A 19,251-nucleotide genomic window follows, 5' to 3' on the forward strand; every position below is an offset into this window, starting at 1 on the left:
ATTCAATTAATACATTTGAGGTCATTATGGCGCACGATCACTCACATAGTCATGTAGACGAAAACCAGAGCGATAAACAGCTAACCGTCGCTGTGGTTATTAATGTATTGCTAACCGTAGCCCAAGTTATTGGCGGGGTATTTTCGGGCAGTTTGTCACTTATAGCCGATGCACTTCATAATTTAAGTGATGCTGCCGCTATATTTATCGCGCTCGTTGCACGTAAAATTGGTAATAAACCTGCTGACACCACTCATCATTTTGGCTATAAACGCGCTGAAATACTTGCCACACTTTTTAATAGCAGTACATTGATATTAATTGGTGTGTATTTAATTTTTGAAGCCATTTCGAGCTATTTAAACCCTCAACTAATCAATGGTTGGATAGTTGTGTGGGTGGCAGCAATAGCATTGATTATTGATTTAGCAACCGCATATTTAACCTACCGAGCTGGCGCAAATCACAGTATAAATATAAAAGCGGCCTTTATTCATAACGTATCAGATGCAATGGCATCTATTGTTGTTATTATTGCGGGCACCTTAATTATTTTATACCAGTGGTATATCGTTGACTTAATTGCCACTGTGCTTATTTCTCTTTATGTAATTTATCATGGCATTTTACTATTAAAGCAAAGCTGCAAAATTTTAATGCAAGCAGCGCCTAGCAATATTGATACAGATGCAATATCACATGCTATTAGTAATGAATTTAATATCGAATCGGTAATGAGCATCAAGCTTTGGCAACTAGACGATAAAGAAAATTATTGCGAGCTTATTATTAGCACTCAGCACGTAATTGATTTAGCCGCAGTTAAAAGTTTTTTACACAACAATTTTAATATCGAAAATTGCATAATAGAAATCCGACCAATCGCGAATAAAAGCCTAATTTAATGTTCTTAATAACAAGCTAAACCAAATACATAACTATTTAATTGAAAACAGCTCGTATTATCATTTACAATATTGTCATTAACTCATAATGAGATACCGTTTTTGAAACTTTGGTTACGTAGAATTCATTTAGGCCTTGCCCTAATTAGCGGACTATTTTTATTAATAGTGAGCCTAACCGGTGCTGTTATGATTTATGCAAAAGACATACAGCACCTAATAGAGCCTGCAAAATGGCAAGTAACACCCCAAAAAAACTTAATGCATTACGATGAACTTATACAAAATGTACAAGCTCAAACTAAGCAAAAAATCACCTTTTTTATGCCCGAACAAGCGCCAAACGCAGCATGGCAATTTCGGTTAGCCAATAAACACTACGCCAGTGTTAACCCCTACTCTGGGAGTGTACTAAACATCTATGAATCAACCGATACGATTTATGGGTTTGCTATGGGATTACATCGTTGGCTGTTATTTGAAAACAGTAAAGGTGAAAAAACCTTTCGAAATTGGATGTCAGTATGTGCATTGCTACTTTTAATAAATGTATTACTGGGCTTTTATTTATGGGTAAAGCCCAAAAACAGAGTTAAACGTTTAGCTATAAAACCAAAAGCCAAATTTAGAGTGCTCATGTATCAATTACATACAGTGCTTGGTGTTTACTTTTTTATACCGCTTATGCTGATTGCCTTTACTGGTATGGCATTTAACTGGAAAACACAAACTCAATCGGTATTAGAATTTGTGACCTTAAACAAGGTAGAACAAAGACCTAAAGCACCAAAAGTAATAACCCCTTCTCAAGCTGCTTTAAACTACAATGAAGCAATTAAAAATGCAGAGGACGTATTTCCAGACGGTAAATTATATAGAGTTTACTTACCTAAAAAGGATGACGAAGCAATTGCACTGAGAATGCAAAACCCTGGCGAAAGTCACGCTTACAGCTGGGTTTGGACTAACCCATTTACGGGTAAAGTATTAAACTCATTTGACGCCAGTAAAACAAACTTCACAACACAAGCATGGAACTTCAAATATAAGTTTCACATTGGTGATTTTGCAGGTCCTATCGTGCAGTTTTTATGGTTATTAATAGCCCTTTCACTCGCATTATTTATTGTAAGCGGTATATATTTTTGGTTAAAACGCCATAAATGGAAATAAATCTCATTAACACTTGCGTCATTAGTTGATAATAATTACCATTACGTAAATTATTATCGACTAAGACACCCCATGTTAAAAACTTCGCTTTGCCTTATTGCTGTTGCAATAAGTACTAACACGTTAGCAAATGAAAATAATAAAAATGAATACAATTCTGATCAATTTGAGCATGTCATTGTTTCAGGCAGCCGCATATCAGAAAGCATTGACGAAGTACCTGCATCTATTACCGTTATTAATCAGCAAAAAATACAACAGCATTTAAAAGTAAGCTCAGAATTGGGGAGCTTACTCGCGCAAATGGTTCCAGGGCTTGCCCCAGATACAGGCAGTTCAAGTAATTCAGGACAAACACTACGCGGCCGTGCGCCATTAATAATGATTGATGGTGTACCGCAATCAACCCCTCTTCGTAATGGCTCTTTAGGCGTAAAAACACTTGATGCAAGTGCCATAGCGCGCATTGAAGTAATAAAAGGCGCAACGTCTATTTATGGTAATGGGGCCTCAGGTGGCATTATTAACTACATAACAAAACAAGCGCGTAGTGATGGTAAACCGGAAGGTGAAATAAGTATTTCAAGCCGCTTTAGCGCTGTTAAATTAGCAGAAAGTGGTGGCGGTAGAGTATCCGCCGCAGTAAACGGTAAGCTCGACCAACTAAGCTACCTGTTAACGGCAAGCTATGAAGAAAACGGCGTACAACGCGATGCACAGGGCGATATTTTAGGCTTGCAATATGGTTTATCAGACTCTGAAACTCAAAACTATTTTACCAAACTAACTTATGATTTTGACGACGAAAAGCAACTGCAGTTTAGCTATAACTATTTCAGCTCACAGCAAAAAACTGATTTAGGCGATGTTACTGGCGATGGCAATATAGGAGAAAAAACATACGCTATACATGTCCCCTTAGAGCTTCAAAAACAAGGTAAGCCGCAAGGCCCAGAAGGCAACAAAAATATAACCCTAAAATATGTTGATTACGCGTTGTTTGAAAACACACAAATGACCCTCGATCTTTATAAACAAGATATAGAAAACGTATTCTTTTTCTCCACTAACCTAGCTAACCTCGATGAAGGCTATACCGGTGGCCAATCCGTTATTAAATCAGACAAGCAAGGTGCAAGGGCTACATTTAATAGTCAGTTTGATTTTGAAAACGTAACAGCAACCTTAATCTACGGTATTGATGCCTTAAACGATAAAACATCGCAACCTTTAGTAGATGGCCGTGTATGGGTGCCCGAAATGGACATGGAAAGTGTGGCTGGCTTTTTACAAACCAAATGGGTAATAAAGGACGATATTATTGTAAAAGCAGGTGTAAGAAACGAAAGTATTGATTTGAGCGTAAGTGATTACCAAACATTAAAACTGTGTAGAACACCTTCGCAATGCTCAGTCCCATTAAATGTGCGTGGTGATACCATAAACTATGACGCTACAACGTATAATGCAGGCATAAAATACAATTTAACAGATGCATTCAGCCCATTTTTTAGTTATTCACAGGGATCTGATATTTCTGATATTGGCCGCTTACTTCGCGCTGCAACCGTTGACGATATTGCACTTATTCAGACACAAGCATCTATAATTGACAACTACGAAGTTGGTTTTACTTCACAGTTTGAAAACGTTCGTTTTGAATTTGCACTGTACAGAAGTACTTCAGAGCTTGGCACCAGTAATGAATTTAACGAAGTAACGGGTGTTTACGAACCCGTACGCGCACCGCAAGAAATATGGGGTTACGAAGGTTTAGTTAATTATACTATTAATCAAGATCTTAAATTAAGTGCTACATATAGCTACGTAGAAGGTAAAAACACCGAAGCGGATGAATATTTAGGGGCAAAACAAATCAGCCCGCCGAAATCCACTGCTAATTTAACATGGCAAACCAACGAAAATTTATCACTTGCAATGAGTTTTTTATATGTAGGCGACAGAAAGCGTTTTGATAAAAATGCACAGGGCCAATACTCTGGCGATCAAGGCCCTGTTAGTAGCTACAACACATTTAACTTAAGTGGCCAATACAATGTTAACGCCAGCTGGAGTGGCTATTTTGGTATCGAAAACCTGTTCAATAGCGATTACTACCCTGCCCGCGCACAATCTTACACTTACGGCGGCTATAACATCAAAGGATTAGGCACAACGGCTACCCTAGGTGCTAAATACCAGTTTTAATTAGTAATAGACTCAATAAATAGGCATCAGCATGCCTATTTATTTAAAAAGATAATATGAAAAGCAGTATCTCTACTTATTGTTTATAAATACCTCTAGTAATCATTCTCAGATACTAATACAAATAAAAAACTGTCCATAAACCAAGCAGTAACGCAAACTTAAATAAGAATCAAAACCAATAGTAACGCAATGATTTTTATAGAGAAAACTTGCAATATAGGCTATATGTACTACACTGCATACAATTGAAATAGTTGAGGCGATTTATCATGAAAGGTAATCAAAAAGTAATCGATGCGTTTAATACATTGTTAGCTAACGAATTAGCAGCAATCGATCAGTATTTTATACACTCGCGCATGTATGACGACTGGGGTTTAAACAAACTATACGAGCGCCTTAACCACGAAATGGAAGAAGAAAAAGATCACGCAGACTGGCTTATTAAGCGCATCTTGTTTTTAGAAGGTGTACCAAATATGACTAAGCGCCGTGATTTACTTATCGGTAACGATGTAAAAAGCATGATGCAAAACGATTTAACACTAGAGCTTGAAGTAGTTGCGTGTGTTAAAGACGTAATCGCAATATGTGAAGAACAACAAGATTATCAATCTCGTAGCATTTTAGAAAAGCTGTTATTTGATACCGAAGAAGATCATGTTTACTGGTTAGAGCAACAACTTGGTCTAATTGATAAAATTGGTTCTGAAAATTATCATCAAGCACAAATGGCTTAGTAGGAGCATATTATGAAAGGCGATAAAGACGTTATTGCAGCGCTTAATAAAGTACTCGCTAATGAGCTTGTTGGTATTAATCAATACTTTTTACATGCACGCATGTTTAAAGATTTTGGTTTCACTCAATTAGACAAAGCAGATTACAAAGTATCAATTCAAAAAATGAAAAACGCCGATCGTTTAATCGAGCGTATTTTGTTTTTAGAAGGCTTACCAAATCTTCAAGACCTAGGCCGATTACGTATTGGTGAAAACAGCGAAGAAATGATTGCTGCTAACATGAATTTTGAACTCGATACTATTGACGAGTTACGAAGCGCTGTAAAACTAGCTGAAAGCAAAAAAGATTACATTACCCGCGAAGCCCTTGATCACATTTTAAATGAGCAAGAAGAGCAAATTGATTGGTTAGAAACTCAACAATTGCTTATTAAAAATACGGGTATTAAAAACTACTTGCAGTCTCAACTGTAAATAGTAACAAGCATAAAAAAAGCAGCTAAAAAGCTGCTTTTTTTATATCTAAATTTTTATATGTAATTAAGCAACTTGATCCGTTACATCCGCAATTTGAATAAGTCTGCGATTAAGGATCTTTTTAGTACAACCACAACACTTACCGCATTGGCTGCCTACTTTAAGCTCTTTGGTTAATTCACGCATGGTCGTTGCACCATCGTCAATTGTTTGCTCAATTTTTTTATCAGTCACACCGTGACATAGACAAATATACATGAATACAAACCACTCTCAATTTCATTTAGTGCGTACATACTAATCTAAACGAAAATGGTTATCAATTGTTATTTAGCTAATATGTATTATTTAAAAATTTTTTTGGCCAGCGCCACTTAAGTTGAGAATTCGCGGCAGCTTGAGAATAGTTTTAATTTTAAGCAAGGTGTGGCACTCAGATTGAGATTTATTAATGAAAGTTCACCTTAAATCTAAGTAAGGTTAGGTTTAGGCAAATATTTGAATGGTTGAAAATTAATTACATTAAGGCTTTAAAAACCTTAATGTATAAATACGGAATTTACGGGTCGGTTATTTCCGGTTTATGCCAGTGTAGGTCGGATAAGCGAAGCGCCATCCGACACAGTAAAATACCTTGCCAATTATTATCAACATTTTATGTTGTCGAGTGGCTGGAGAGTGCCAATTGCGGACATTGATAGCAACGCTCAATTAAGGTGTAAGACACACGATACTGATGCTGTCACATACCCCTTAATCATTAAAACCGACGCATAGTAAAAATGCCATGCGTGCCGACCCCCTCTTAAATTGTGTTAGGTGTGTTCTAAATTAGTACTTTTTGAAGTTATCTAAGCTTCTTCCACCTTCACTGGATATATTTAAAATACGGCAAACAACTTCAAAATACTGAGGCTCAATACCTTCAATTTCTTTGTATTCGCCATGATCGTTAAGTGACCGAATCGTCGGGTAGTTTCCCCACAAGTTATTGCTAGTTATATAATCATTTACTTGTGTGTGTTTTGAGAACCCATTTGCCTTAAAGATACCTATATATTTTTGAATTTCTGAATTCTCGCCTTGGCTTAAACTCATCCCTTTCAAAACGCTATTTGCTCTATACTTTGTACTGTACTCCTTATAAAGTAAATACTGTTTCTCGAACTTAGTGTTACCACATGAGACTAACAGTTGGAGTTGGTGCCAGCTCAATTTCACTATATTTGTAATGTGTATTGTTGAACTGTGCCCCTTTCGATTCGTCATCTGAACGATTTCATTTACCTTAAAGAGCGCAATTTGGCGGTAGACCACCGGGTCATAGTTGAATTTTCTTTCAGCTGCTACCGCTGTAGGGAAAAGAGCTTTATGTTGCTTAGTCGATGAAACTTGAGGTGTCACAAGTCGAGCAGTCACTCGTTCAGGCTTGGGGGCTGGGTCAGGTTTTAATGCTTCTTCAATCGTTTTTCCAATCTGCAATTTTCCGAGTACTTTTTCTGCAGCCGTCCGACTAAATTCTTGATGGGTTAACTCTCCATTTTGAAAAATGCCATAATGTGTCCCAAGACTGTTACTGCTAATTCTATTAATTTTAAAACTCATTCTTTAACTGACCTCATGAACACTTAATGCCGCCAGCACGCACGGTTTTGTAATGGTGGCGAAGCCGCAACGAAAAGTAGTCGCTGTGCCTGGCCTTGTTAGCTTTGTCCCGAAAGCAAATCATATAAATGCGCTTTGAATTCATCTGTATGAAAGCATTGTGTCGTAATGTCTAAATACTTATATGCTGCCTCTGATTTTTTTAGAAGCCGTTTATCCCTCGATACTACACACTTAAAATAGGACCCGTTAAATGCGTGACGACTATCAGCTAAGCGTGAACCTTTTTTGTACGTCCTCTTTGAGTCACTCCAGAAGCCGAATGTATCGATAAATGAAAACAAACTAACTAATTTACAGTTCCGTAGATGAGATTCTATATTTGCGCCCATTGACTCCCATACCTGGGAGAAATGCTCTCGCATATTCTGCTCAGAGTAATCCAACATATCGTTAAGCGTTCTCGGAGGATCTATTTGTCCTTCTTCACGCTCATACTCGTAATTTGATAGCGCCGAGTTTATCTTGGTAATCGCTTCTTCAGCTGATAGGTTATTTAGGTCATCCGTTGACAGGCCATAAGCAGTTCTAGCCTCTAACTGCTGCTCGAAAGAAATAAAATTAGCAAAATCAGCTTCCCAATTTTGAGATAATGAAACTTCGTTTATTGTTTCATAAACCTGAGTAGTAGACTCAGTACGAAATTGAAGACTATTGATACTGTGTTCAAAATAAACATTACGGCTTAAGTCAGATAACAGCATCAGCCTAGATTCGTTTCTAGCTTGCCTTTCGTTGTCTGTAATTTCAGAAATTTGCTCTGCGGAAAATGGATAACAGTATGGTCCTTCATAAATGCTCCTCATGACTAGCCCAAGAAGATCGTTCTCGCGCCCATCGGCCATATCAATGATGACATTACTATCCAAGTAAACGGGAACTCTTTCCACGAAACCTCCTGGGGCTAACCAATTTAATAGTGCGCTCATCGCGCATATTTCCGACGACTTAACGCTCATTTATCTACTTTATATAGTTTTAACAAATTACTTAAGGTATTACTATCACTAAGTTTTCTAAAACTTTAAAGTAAGTTTAATAGAATAATACGCGTGCATTGTTCATATATTATTAGCATATGAGCAAAGAACAATTTGAACAATCAATTTACTTATATTTAGCCAACCTCAATGACAGGTTTTCGCTCTTCCCTGACTATCAACTAATTGCCAAAAGCTAACTTTATTACTCCCGAATAAATTAACTATATTCGATTCTTAATATTTACCACGCAAAAGTTTTATGGAATAATGCCCGCCTCTTAGGGGAGTAGCCCGCTCAGTAATGAGTAAACTTATCAACATAATTGCACCTCATGTGCATGGTAAGTTTGTAATGTTGTAGCAAGCGTTATCGGCGAGACCTAGGTAGACACTATCCTCATGGCGGGAGATAGTTGTTTGCCTTGGTTTAGTATTCCCGCCTGTAAGAATCAATAATGGAAGTTTTTTTAACCTCAACCGTCACTGTTACACTTGCCGAAATTGGCGATAAAACCCAGCTTTTATCACTCCTGTTAGCTGCCCGTTTTCGTAATAAAAGCGCGCTTATTCTTGGTATTTTAGCCGCAACCTTACTCAATCATGGCCTATCAGCGTGGTTTGGGCAGTGGTTAAGTAATAGTTTTTCTTCTGAATATTTACCTTGGCTTGTAAACATCAGCTTTATTGTTGTTGGTCTTTGGCTATTAGTTCCAGACAAAGACGAAGCTGTGAGTAGTAAATACGATAGCTACGGGGCTTTTTTAGTCGCTTTTGTATTATTTTTCATTGCAGAAATTGGTGATAAAACACAAATAGCGACGGTGTTGTTAGGTGCACAATATCAGTCTGTGTTTTGGGTTACGGTAGGAACCACGTTAGGTATGTTAATTGCTAACGTGCCTGTTATATACGCCGGAAATGCACTACTAAAAAGAATATCGCTAAACACCGTACGTGCTATTGCTGCTTTTGTGTTTGTGTCATTAGGTATTTATGGCTTAGTTACAATTTAATCAATATTAAAGCTCGCAACTGTTGATTTAAGTGCGAGCTTTAGTTTATCGATACGTTATTTATGCATTATTTACACAGTAACATCCCTTGGTTTGTGTAATTAAGAGATTTGAGTTAAAACCAACAGCTAAATTAGTGACCGCAGTTTCAACAAAGCCACTTCCCTGGGCACACGCTAACCCTTCGGAGAGCGGACCGGCATAAACAAAATCACCGTTTTTATTAATAATAACGGCGGCAGGCGTTGCCGGAATAACAAGTTTAAGCTTTGGTGTTAATTCAACTTGTACAACCTTCATAGCTTTATTGGCAGCAAAGGAGCTTAACGATGAAATATGCGGCTTGGCTTGTATGGTGCACCCACAATTTTTTTCAGTTATAAGCACTAACGACGCTTCATTAGTGTCAACCCAGTCCAATTGCTTTTTAAAGTTATTAAACCAGTGCTTTTGCAATAAAACTTTTGAGCTATCAAACGGTTTAAGCTGCTCTAACTGAAAATAAACTAACCCTGCAACAACACAAACAAGCCATATAGTTATAAGCGAAAATACAAAAGAGTTAGATTTATTTAAACTTGGCAATGCTTTGCTCTAATACATCAATACTTACATCGATTAACTGCACCTTAGCGGTTAACTGCTGCACTATTTGCGTATCTTGGTACTGATTTTGGCGCATAGTATCAGTACTGCTTGCTATTAACTCGGTATTACCTGCTTGCTCCGCTACCACTTGTGCAACTGAGTCAGAGCTTGAAGATACTGCGGCTATTTGCTCGCTCATTGCTGAAATATTCTCTTTCATTGCAGCACTAATACTTGTTAAATCAACTACAAAACTCACACACTGACTCATTGATTGCGTTGACGTTTTACTATTATTAACAAGATCTTTTAATGTAAGACTAATTTTATCTGTTGTTGCTTTACTGTGGTTAGCCAAAGATCTTACCTCATCAGCAACAACAGCAAAACCTCGACCGTGTTCGCCTGCGCGGGCAGCTTCAATAGCTGCATTTAAAGCAAGTAGGTTTGTTTGCTCAGCAATGCCTGATATTTCATTAAGAAGTCCTGAAATAACATCGCCCGCTGCCACTAAGTGATTTATTTTTTCTTCGGTATGGTTAAGCAGTGTTAACAACTCTCTACTTTTAGCGTCTGTTTGAAGCACCTCTTTTAATGCATCACCTGCAGATTGTGTAATATGGTCAACTTGGCGCTTAAGCACCTCACTTTCTTCTTCTACAAGTTTAAAGCCATTGGCAACTTGAGCGCCAGAATTAGCAATATCATCGGTTTGTCGCGTACGTTGAACCGCTCCACTCGCTAACTGATCGTGAACATCAATAAGCTCTTGTGAGTTTTTTTGCAATGACTCTGATTGAGTTTGTACCTGTTTAATAACATCAGATAAGTAATCTAGTAATGTGTTAAATCCTGCTACAGCCTCGCTTTTAGTGTCATCCGCGCGAAGAGAGAGTTTAATGTTTTCAGGATCTTTCATTATTTGTTCTGTCGCATAACTTAAAGATAAGCCCGCACGACGTTCCCGTTGCAGCGTTTTTGCAATATAGCCTGCAACTAATACTTCAACTATTGCGTATCCAGCATGAATTAGCACCGTAGTAAAAGCGAGTCTATCAGGGTCAAATACGTAAAAACCCGTATTTTGAGTTTGTAAATAATAAAAAGATAAATGATGAACCGCTACAAAAATAATAGCGGTAATAAACACTCGCCACTGTACAAAAACAATTAAAATGGGCATTAAAATAAATATTTCAAAATGGACTTCAATCAACCCAAAAGTTTGTTGAATGTGCAAAAAAGAAAACATCATTATAGCGGCAGCTACCACATGCGGGGTAACAGGACTATCCCCTTGTGTGTTTAAAAGCCATATAGGTAATAAACACAATGGCAAACCTATCATAAAGGCCTGCGCTAATGTGTCGAAATACAAGCCAATAGCGATAGATTCGACAAACAAAAGACTAAAAATAATTGTAAATAACCGGCCAATACTAGACATAAGAACCTTAAAATTGTTGTTTGCATTGTTGTTTTATAAAGCAGTCTGCAATATACGTATTAAAACGAGTTTCAGTTTACTGAACACAATAATAAACTACCGACACATCAAAAATAATACATTTAATTTACATTATATACATGCAGTCTACTTAATTATAGGCAGTATTTTTTTAAACGTAGGCGTAGCAGCTTTTTTTGTCCATTGAAAAATTACTATTTCAGCGCATGAAATTACAGCTCCAGCTTGACGTAGCTGCTCAATCGCCAAATTTTTATGTTGCGGGTTTCTCGAACCAACTCCGTCGTAAACAATAATAACTTCAAAGTCATTTTCTATTAAATCTAAGCATGTTTGTAAAACACACACATGTGCTTCAGTTCCCACAACAACAACTTGCTTTTTACCATGGCTTTTTAACGTATCAACAAAACCAGGCTCTGCACACGCACTAAAGTACGTTTTATGAAAATACGCGGCATTAGGTAACGTATTTTTAATTTGCTGATTAGTCTCGCCCAAACCTTTCACATATTGCTCCGTTACTAAACATGGAACGCCATGAATAATACCCGCTTGTGCTAACTGCAATGTGCTTTTTAAAATATTCGGAAAATCTTTAATTACAGGAGCAAGCAACTCTTGTAAGTCTATAACTAATAACACGCTATTTTTTGCATCAACATTAGAGAAAACCACTATACTCTCCTTATAAGCATTTACTATTATCTGTATAGAGTAGCTCACTATTTATAAATAGAACTTTTAGCGTTATGTATATTATTTGTAATTAAAAAATAAAAACTTATGCTATATTTACTATCTAGCTAAGCATCATCCTATCTTCCACTGAGAGTGTTTATAAGTGCGTTTGAGCAAATTTTTTTTTCATATCACCATTACTTTTTTACTATGCATCCAAAGCACTTTTGCATCACAAAACTATGCTCAGCAATTACAACGAATTTCTACTGACGAAGGCCTATCACAAAGTTACGTTTTGCAGACTCAAGAGGATGATATTGGTTATATTTGGATAGCAACCCAACAGGGTTTAAACCGTTTTGATGGATATAATGTAAAAACTTTTAGTGGCGGCTTTGGCCTGGATAAACACTATATTTATGCATTATTTAAAGCCGATGACGGAAAAATCATTGTCTCAACAGATCTTTCTGGTGCCTATATAATAGATCCCCTCACATTAAAAACCGAAAAAATCTATTCTGGTCAAATAGATAAAGAAAAAAAAATGTTCTCTCCGATCTCTGCAATGACTCAGCAACAAGGTACTTTTTACTTCGCCATAGATGCCCAAATATATACATTTGATGAGACGAGTAAACGCTTCACATTTAAGCTAACCCTGCCAAGTAAAGGTGACTACATTCGGTCATTAACAATATATAAAAACACTTTATATATTGGTACAAATGATGGTTTATACACTGCAAATATAGATAATTCAGAACTTGCAAAAATACCTCTTCATCCCCCTGAAAAAAATACGGTAGATAATGTAAACGTCAAATTCTTAAGTGTTGATAATGAATTAGGATTACTTGTTGGTACTGTTGAAGGCATGTATCAATTAGCATTCGATAATACCAAAAATATATCTGCAGCAAATATTACAACTTTAATTCCTAATTATAATATATGGGATTATGTCAATACTGTTTACGGGGAGTTTGTAGCAACCGAAAGTGGATTGTTCAGTTATCACCGCGAAACCAAAGAACTAGAATTCGTATTAAATTATGAAAAAAGTAAGTTTAATATTAATGAAAACTCAATAAACGATCTAATGGTTGATAAGTCCGGCGTACTTTGGCTCGCATCTAGAACCCAGGGCGTGTTTACATGGCCAATTAAAACCCGACGGTTTAAACACATTACTTTACCCGGTAACAATACTATTCATGCCACCTACCAAGACAAAAATAATATTATTTGGTTAGGAACAGAAGATGGAATTGCACGGTACGACAAAGCAACAAATAAAAGTGATGTATATCTGAGCTCAACCGACTCAAAAGCAATATACGGGGCATCTGCCGTTTATGATATTTTTGCGTCTTCAATTGGTGATAATCAATTCCTTTGGCTTGTTACTTTCGATGGTTTTAAACTGTTTGATAAACAAACGGGTAAAATTATTGAAAATAAAGACACAGAAAAAGATGTAATTAACCAATCCAACTTATTTGGCTTTGCCCAGTTATCTGCAGACACATATGCATTTATGTCGGATGATAATTTTTATGTTTTTAATGAAACAACAGGAAAAACAAGAATTATTAAGGGGCTCAAAGAGCAAGTCGATCCTTTATTTTCTTACGCTTTTTATAAACACCTCGACACACATCCTGAAGAGTTTGTACTTGGCACATCAAAAAGCTTCCTTAGGTACAACGAAAAAACAAAAACTTTAACGACTATATTTCAGTCTTTTAATCCTAAAGAAGATATTTTTTACACTGTAGAGAACTTTTACTTAGACTCAGAACGAAACATTTTATGGTTAGCAACCACTCACGAAGGTTTGCTCGGCGTTGACCCCGTTACGTATGAAAGAAAGCACTATATAGGATTAAAAAATTCGTTTAATACTGATTCTATCTATTCACTACTTCCTGATGAAAACGGCTTTTTATGGGCAAGTACCGACAATGGTCTATATCAAATAGACCTAGATACTCTCAATGTAGTGAGTTTTTCAGTAAAAGACGGTTTGAATATAAACCAATTTACACCAATAGCGGCAGCAACACTAAGCGATGGCAGGCTTATGTTCGGTAGCAATGCTGGAGCCTTACTTCTTGACCCGATAGACTTTAATGAAAAAGAACAACTACAAAAAAGTAATCTAGCCATTACTGATATTAGCCTCCTTACTAGCGAACTCAATTACAATCCTCATAAATACCTTAGCAAACCACTTGAATTAAATTATGAAGACATGGGATTGACGGTTAGCTTTTCTAACTTCTCTTACCCTAATATTGATAAAGCATATTATAAAGTAATCCTTTCAGGGCCTACGTCTCTTACATATGAAGATTTACAATCTAATCAAGTGTTTTTCACAAAGCTTCAACCTGGTAATTACTCACTAAAAATATCAGCACATAATCGCGATGGTATTGTTACAAGCGAACCTGCAACACTTAATATCAACGTGGCCTACGCACCATGGAAGTCGCCCTTTGCTATTGTCGCCTATGTAGTTTTAATAATTGCCGTGTTGTTTTTCATTTTTTGGCAATACCGCAGCCGCCAAGTTGCAATTGAACAAGCCCATAGAGCGACTATTCATTCGCAAAAGCAAACAGAACTCGCGCTTAAAAATAATAAAAGCGGCGTATGGGATTATAACTTTAAAGACGCTTCCGTAAATACGCTCAGAGGAAGTGAATTAGGCTATACAGACTTACCTGAACGCGTGCATATAGATCAATTTTTAGCGCTTATACACCCAGACGATCGACGTCGTTTTGAAAACCAATGGGAAAACTACTTCAAGTACAAAAAACAACAAAACTGGCAAGCAACTTACCGTTTACAGCATAAAAATGGCCATTGGCTCTGGTATCAAGATACAGGGCAAGTTATATACGATCCTCAAACAAATGAGCCTCTATATGTTTCTGGCATATATACCAATATCACCGAGCAACGAGCTAATGAGCAACAAGCAAAAATTTTAGGTGAAGCGTTTAGCCAAATAAACGATTGGTTACTTATACTCGATAAGCGTTTAATGCCATTTTCTGCGAACAATAGTTTTATTGAAACATTTTCAAACGAGCAAACGACCACCAAAATTAGCCCTAAATTGTTTATTAAAGCAATTGGTAAAGATAAGTGCAGAGAGTTTGCTAGTATTTTAAAAAAATTAAAACCAACTGAAAACTGGCAAAGTGATGTTTATATAAGAACAGCAAGAAATAACGAACACCCAATACATATAAGTGCCACAGCTGTAACAAAAGACACTGCAAGTTACTATGTGATTGTTATTACAGATTTAACTGAACAAAAACGTGCTGAAAACGAACTGCGCTATTTGGCTAATTTTGACCCTCTTACACATCTACCTAATCGTAGTTTAATGTATCAAAACATTGAAAAGGCGATTAAATATGCCGATAAAAACAATACCCAATGCGCATTATTATTTATTGATTTAGATAAGTTCAAACCTGTTAATGACTCTTTTGGTCATGCAGTAGGTGACAAGTTGTTATGTAATATTACCCAAAGAGTAAGCGGCATGCTTAGCGAAGACGCTATACTTGGCCGCCAAAGTGGTGATGAATTTTTAGTGCTGATTCAAAATATAAAATCACTCCAATCTCTTCGCGATACCGTAAGAAAAATTAGTAATGAATTAGCTAATAAAGTAATTATTGAAGACTTTTCTATTAATATTTCAGCAAGTATTGGCGTAGCTCTGTACCCATTCGATGCTATAACCACAGATATACTCATCCGTAATGCCGATGTTGCAATGATGCACGCTAAGCAAGGCGGGAGAAACGACTTTAAGTTTTTTAGCGATGAAATGAATGAGCTAATAAAACAAAAGTTACTGCTTGAAAATGATTTAAAAGATGCAGTAAAAGACAACCGATTTTTTAATCACTACCAGCCTATTATCGACATAAAAGAGAAAACAATAAATGGCGTGGAGTTACTCATGCGCTGGAAAAATGAAGGCCAGTTAATATCTCCAGCTCTTTTTATTCCTGTAGCTGAGGAAACCGGTTTAATAGAACTTCTTACTGAGCAAGCCTTGCACCGTTCACTAATTGAACTTACGCCTATACTCAGCGAAAACCCGTTGTTTTATATATCTTTAAACTTATCGCCTAAACACATTTTAAAAACAAACATAACACAGCGGTTAATGGCTATATTAGCGGACTCTCAAGTTCATCCAAGACAATTAAGGCTCGAAATAACAGAAAGTATTTTATTAGAAGATAAGCTTAAAGCAGCCAAACAGCTGCAAAACCTAAAAGCTGCTGGATTTAAATTACTACTTGACGATTTTGGTACAGGATACTCATCACTCACTTACTTAAGCCAATTCCCTATTAATGTTATTAAGATAGATCAAAGCTTTGTAAATAGTATTGGTATAGATAAGGGAGATGAATCAATTATTAAAACTATTTTTTCATTGGCAGAAAACTTAGATCTATACTGCATTGCAGAAGGAGTAGAAACGCGTGAACAGATGCTCTTTTTAGCTGAGGTTGGCTGCCATGTATTACAGGGTTATTACTTTGCAAAACCAATGAATGCTAAAGACTTACGTAAAAGCGATTGTTTTAGCAATATCATTGATTTGATTTGATTTGATTTGAAACATTAAAAGCGTGCTAATCATTATTACACGCTTTTATATTAATTAGATGCTATTAATGGATATGATGGCATTCATGGCTTTCGATTTGTAATACACTATTACGTACATTAAATTTTTCGGCTAATAATTGCTCTACCTTCATACGACACGCTTCATCATGTTTTTCAATCGTACAATGTTGTTTAAGGACAACGTGTGCGCCTACTACAATACCATTATATTTGCGCGTTACTGTGACGTTATGGACATTATGAACATGTTCCATATCTGTAATTTTACTTTCAATATCAGTAACTTTAGGAAGTTTCGCTTTATTTAGGCGTAAACCTTTTATACAACTAATTATGACCTTAATACCGGTGAATAATACGAAAGAAGCAATTAACATACTCGATAAAATATCGATTACAACCCAGCCTGTGAAATATATAAGAATACCGGCAACAAATGTCGATACGGTAGAAATCAGATCAAAGAATGAATGTAAAAATACCGCGTACACATTAATACTCGCTTTGCGGCCTTTATATAAAACCCATGCAGCAGCCCCATGAAATAAAAAACCAATAGCAGCAATAACCGACATTAAATAACTATTGATAGCCAGCTCATTTCCTTCATGTTGGTGTATATAGCGCTCACCACCTTCATACAAAATAATTAAACTGATTGCTAGGTATAAAAACCCGTTCACTAGGCCACCAAAAAGCTCTGCTCGTTGATGGCCATCGTTATAGGTTTTGGCAAAATGAATAGCGAGACTTGATGCTATCAGTGCGATGAATAACGAGCTATTGTGAACAAACAAATGCCCCGCATCAGCAAGAACAGCAAGCGAATTAGAATAATAAGCACCTATAACCTGAATTATCATAAACGAACACGTAATTGCTAGCGCAATGAGTAACCGACGACGAGAAGCTTGGTGTGTAGTGATTTCTGTCATGAAATGCTTGAATAACCTATACTTAAAGTGCAAATAAGCCAAAGATGGCTTAGAGTAGAAATGGGTAATGATATACAGTATCAATTATAATACGTACTGCCCGCAAACGCACTAAAAACTTAGTAAATCAAAAAAAATGTGCTAATAGTTAGTAAAGAAAAAGAATTTAATTATGGCTTGGACACATGGAGAGTTGAGTGAGTAATAACCTATCAGAAGAAGCATGGCAAAACTTGGAGTTATTGCCGTTTTGTGTATTACTTTATGATGCAAATGAAGATATATTTAAAGTTAACAGCCAGGCACAGGAGTTGTTTGACTTAAAAGACCAATCACATTTTTATAAAACTGATTTTTCACACATCACTTTAACCAATCATCACAGTAAAAAAAATCTGTTGATCGAGGAGCTATTCTTTGATTATTTTACGGCAAATAACCAATGCCAGTTTATTTTATCGAAACAATCATCCAAATTGCTACTCAACGTAAAATTTGCAAATTTACCTAATTCAAACTCCATTATTATTATCGATATATTAAATAACAACGTGGATGAACAATATGATTTTGATAATATTATATCGAACATCTCAACTGACTTAATTGATATTCAAAATGACGATGTTGATAAGCATATCAACTATGCATTAAAAGCAGTCGGTACGGTTTGCAATGCCGATAGGAGTTATCTTTTTAAGTTTGCCGAAGATGGTAAAACTATTAATAACACTCACGAATGGGTCAATGATGGTATCAAAGCTTTTAAAGACGACTTACAAAACCTTTTAAAAAGCGACCTCCCTTATTTTTTTAGTTCGATGGCCCGTACCCACTTATTCAGAGTGAATGATGTAACGTTGCTCCCCATTCAAGCAATGAGCGAAAAAACGATTTTCCAGCAACAAGAAATAAAATCGGTACTTTGCATTGGATTACGCTATGACAAAGAATTGGTTGGCTTTATTGGCTGTGATTGTGTTGTTCAAAAGCGAGATTGGACAGATTTAGACCTTATTCGCCTAAGGTTAGTAGGTGAAATGCTTGCTAATGCTTTCAAAAATTTAAATTATAAGCAAGAGCTTCAACAAACTCAGCAGCAACTCATTAACGCCAACCAAAAACTCAATAAACAAGTCAATACTGATGGCCTTACAAACATTGCTAATAGACGCTGTTTTGATCAGACTTTAAAATGCGAAATTAAGCGCTGTGCACGTAATAAGGAACCCATTAGTTTAATTATGTGTGATATTGATTTTTTTAAGCGTTATAACGATAACTATGGACATCAGCTTGGCGATGAAGTGCTAAAGCGAGTGGCCAAAGCGCTACACAATATTTGTAAACGGGAAGGTGATCTTGCAGCTCGTTTCGGGGGGGAAGAATTTGCGATAGTTTTACCTGCAGTCGACACAGATCACTGTCAAAGGTTTGCTGTTCTTATTCAGGAAAAAATCGCAGAACTCGCAATTGAACATAACTTTTCAACTGTCAGTAAATACCTCACTTTAAGCATTGGGTTTTATAGTTTCATACCCAATCACAAAACAAAACCCAAAGAGGTTATAACTAACGCCGACATAGCCCTTTATAACGCAAAAGAAACAGGCAGAAATAAAATAGCTAGTTTTTAAAAACCGACTAAGGTGGCGCACTGCAGTGAGTTTTAGTGGTTTAAAGTTTGCTGTAGTGATAATCCATACACCTGAAATTATAAACA

At 36.4% G+C, this 19,251-nt stretch carries 15 protein-coding genes; 8 read left to right on the forward strand and 7 right to left on the reverse strand.

The window, feature by feature from the left end; all coding sequences use genetic code 11:
- The first annotated feature begins 26 nt into the window (after positions 1-26).
- The 5 genes from H5122_RS08405 (at position 27) to bfr (H5122_RS08425) (ending at position 5,506) form a co-directional block, all read left to right on the forward strand.
- Positions 27-905: a cation diffusion facilitator family transporter gene (locus H5122_RS08405; RefSeq protein ID WP_182671091.1), complete on the forward strand. Its 879-nt coding sequence runs from the start codon at positions 27-29 to the stop codon at positions 903-905.
- A gap of 102 nt (positions 906-1,007) precedes the next feature.
- Positions 1,008-2,078: a PepSY domain-containing protein gene (locus H5122_RS08410; RefSeq protein ID WP_182681569.1), complete on the forward strand. Its 1,071-nt coding sequence runs from the start codon at positions 1,008-1,010 to the stop codon at positions 2,076-2,078.
- A gap of 72 nt (positions 2,079-2,150) precedes the next feature.
- Positions 2,151-4,286 (forward strand): TonB-dependent receptor, encoded by a 2,136-nt coding sequence (locus H5122_RS08415; protein ID WP_182681568.1) that lies wholly within the window; start codon positions 2,151-2,153, stop codon positions 4,284-4,286.
- Between the two features lie 272 nt (positions 4,287-4,558).
- A complete protein-coding gene (gene bfr / locus H5122_RS08420) occupies positions 4,559-5,029 on the forward strand; it encodes a bacterioferritin (RefSeq protein ID WP_002958985.1) in 471 nt (156 codons plus the stop codon).
- Between the two features lie 12 nt (positions 5,030-5,041).
- Positions 5,042-5,506: a bacterioferritin gene (bfr, locus tag H5122_RS08425; protein ID WP_182681567.1), complete on the forward strand. Its 465-nt coding sequence runs from the start codon at positions 5,042-5,044 to the stop codon at positions 5,504-5,506.
- Between the two features lie 66 nt (positions 5,507-5,572).
- Here the strand turns inward: bfr (H5122_RS08425) and H5122_RS08430 are convergent, their stop codons facing one another.
- From H5122_RS08430 to H5122_RS08440, 3 genes are all read right to left on the reverse strand, one after another.
- Complete coding sequence (locus H5122_RS08430; protein WP_002960627.1) at positions 5,573-5,767, reverse strand: (2Fe-2S)-binding protein; 195 nt, start codon at positions 5,765-5,767, stop codon at positions 5,573-5,575.
- A 573-nt stretch (positions 5,768-6,340) separates the two neighbouring features.
- Positions 6,341-7,114, reverse strand: a complete 774-nt coding sequence (locus H5122_RS08435; protein ID WP_182681566.1) for a hypothetical protein — start codon at positions 7,112-7,114, stop codon at positions 6,341-6,343.
- Positions 7,115-7,212: 98 nt separating this feature from the next.
- Complete coding sequence (locus H5122_RS08440) at positions 7,213-8,064, reverse strand: hypothetical protein (RefSeq protein WP_182681565.1); 852 nt, start codon at positions 8,062-8,064, stop codon at positions 7,213-7,215.
- A gap of 548 nt (positions 8,065-8,612) precedes the next feature.
- On the opposite strand from H5122_RS08440, the gene H5122_RS08445 reads away from it, so the two are divergent.
- Entirely contained in the window at positions 8,613-9,170 is a 558-nt protein-coding gene (locus H5122_RS08445) for a TMEM165/GDT1 family protein (RefSeq protein ID WP_182681564.1), read from the forward strand.
- Positions 9,171-9,230: 60 nt separating this feature from the next.
- Here H5122_RS08445 and H5122_RS08450 read toward each other — a convergent pair whose 3' ends face one another.
- From H5122_RS08450 to H5122_RS08460, 3 genes are all read right to left on the reverse strand, one after another.
- Positions 9,231-9,755 (reverse strand): DUF6436 domain-containing protein, encoded by a 525-nt coding sequence (locus H5122_RS08450; protein WP_182681563.1) that lies wholly within the window; start codon positions 9,753-9,755, stop codon positions 9,231-9,233.
- Positions 9,739-11,205, reverse strand: a complete 1,467-nt coding sequence (locus tag H5122_RS08455; RefSeq protein WP_182681562.1) for a methyl-accepting chemotaxis protein — start codon at positions 11,203-11,205, stop codon at positions 9,739-9,741. Before H5122_RS08455 ends, H5122_RS08450 begins: the two co-directional genes overlap by 17 nt.
- 147 nt (positions 11,206-11,352) lie before the next feature.
- A complete protein-coding gene (locus H5122_RS08460) occupies positions 11,353-11,904 on the reverse strand; it encodes an isochorismatase family protein (RefSeq protein ID WP_182671085.1) in 552 nt (183 codons plus the stop codon).
- Between the two features lie 166 nt (positions 11,905-12,070).
- Between H5122_RS08460 and H5122_RS08465 the strand changes: the two genes are divergently transcribed.
- Positions 12,071-16,570, forward strand: coding sequence for an EAL domain-containing protein (locus H5122_RS08465; protein ID WP_182681561.1), 4,500 nt, complete (start codon positions 12,071-12,073; stop codon positions 16,568-16,570).
- 64 nt (positions 16,571-16,634) lie between these two features.
- Here H5122_RS08465 and H5122_RS08470 read toward each other — a convergent pair whose 3' ends face one another.
- Entirely contained in the window at positions 16,635-17,528 is an 894-nt protein-coding gene (locus tag H5122_RS08470) for a cation diffusion facilitator family transporter (RefSeq protein WP_182671083.1), read from the reverse strand.
- Positions 17,529-17,725: 197 nt separating this feature from the next.
- Here H5122_RS08470 and H5122_RS08475 point away from each other — a divergent pair, with 197 nt between their 5' ends.
- Positions 17,726-19,165, forward strand: a complete 1,440-nt coding sequence (locus H5122_RS08475; protein ID WP_182681560.1) for a diguanylate cyclase domain-containing protein — start codon at positions 17,726-17,728, stop codon at positions 19,163-19,165.
- Positions 19,166-19,251: the final 86 nt, after the last annotated feature.

Origin of the sequence: Pseudoalteromonas sp. SG43-8 (assembly GCF_014164245.1) — a bacterium.
In the GTDB taxonomy this organism is placed as follows: Bacteria; Pseudomonadota; Gammaproteobacteria; order Enterobacterales; family Alteromonadaceae; genus Pseudoalteromonas; species Pseudoalteromonas distincta.

Bases quoted from the DNA above. Each gene is read 5' to 3' on its own strand.
- H5122_RS08435 (WP_182681566.1), bottom strand. From the start codon at position 7,114: ATGAGTTTTAAAATTAATAGAATTAGCAGTAACAGTCTTGGGACACAT.
- H5122_RS08470 (WP_182671083.1), bottom strand. From the start codon at position 17,528: ATGACAGAAATCACTACACACCAAGCTTCTCGTCGTCGGTTACTCATT.
- H5122_RS08430 (WP_002960627.1), bottom strand. From the start codon at position 5,767: ATGTATATTTGTCTATGTCACGGTGTGACTGATAAAAAAATTGAGCAA.
- H5122_RS08415 (WP_182681568.1), top strand. From the start codon at position 2,151: ATGTTAAAAACTTCGCTTTGCCTTATTGCTGTTGCAATAAGTACTAAC.
- bfr (WP_002958985.1), top strand. From the start codon at position 4,559: ATGAAAGGTAATCAAAAAGTAATCGATGCGTTTAATACATTGTTAGCT.
- H5122_RS08455 (WP_182681562.1), bottom strand. From the start codon at position 11,205: ATGTCTAGTATTGGCCGGTTATTTACAATTATTTTTAGTCTTTTGTTT.
- H5122_RS08445 (WP_182681564.1), top strand. From the start codon at position 8,613: ATGGAAGTTTTTTTAACCTCAACCGTCACTGTTACACTTGCCGAAATT.
- H5122_RS08405 (WP_182671091.1), top strand. From the start codon at position 27: ATGGCGCACGATCACTCACATAGTCATGTAGACGAAAACCAGAGCGAT.
- bfr (WP_182681567.1), top strand. From the start codon at position 5,042: ATGAAAGGCGATAAAGACGTTATTGCAGCGCTTAATAAAGTACTCGCT.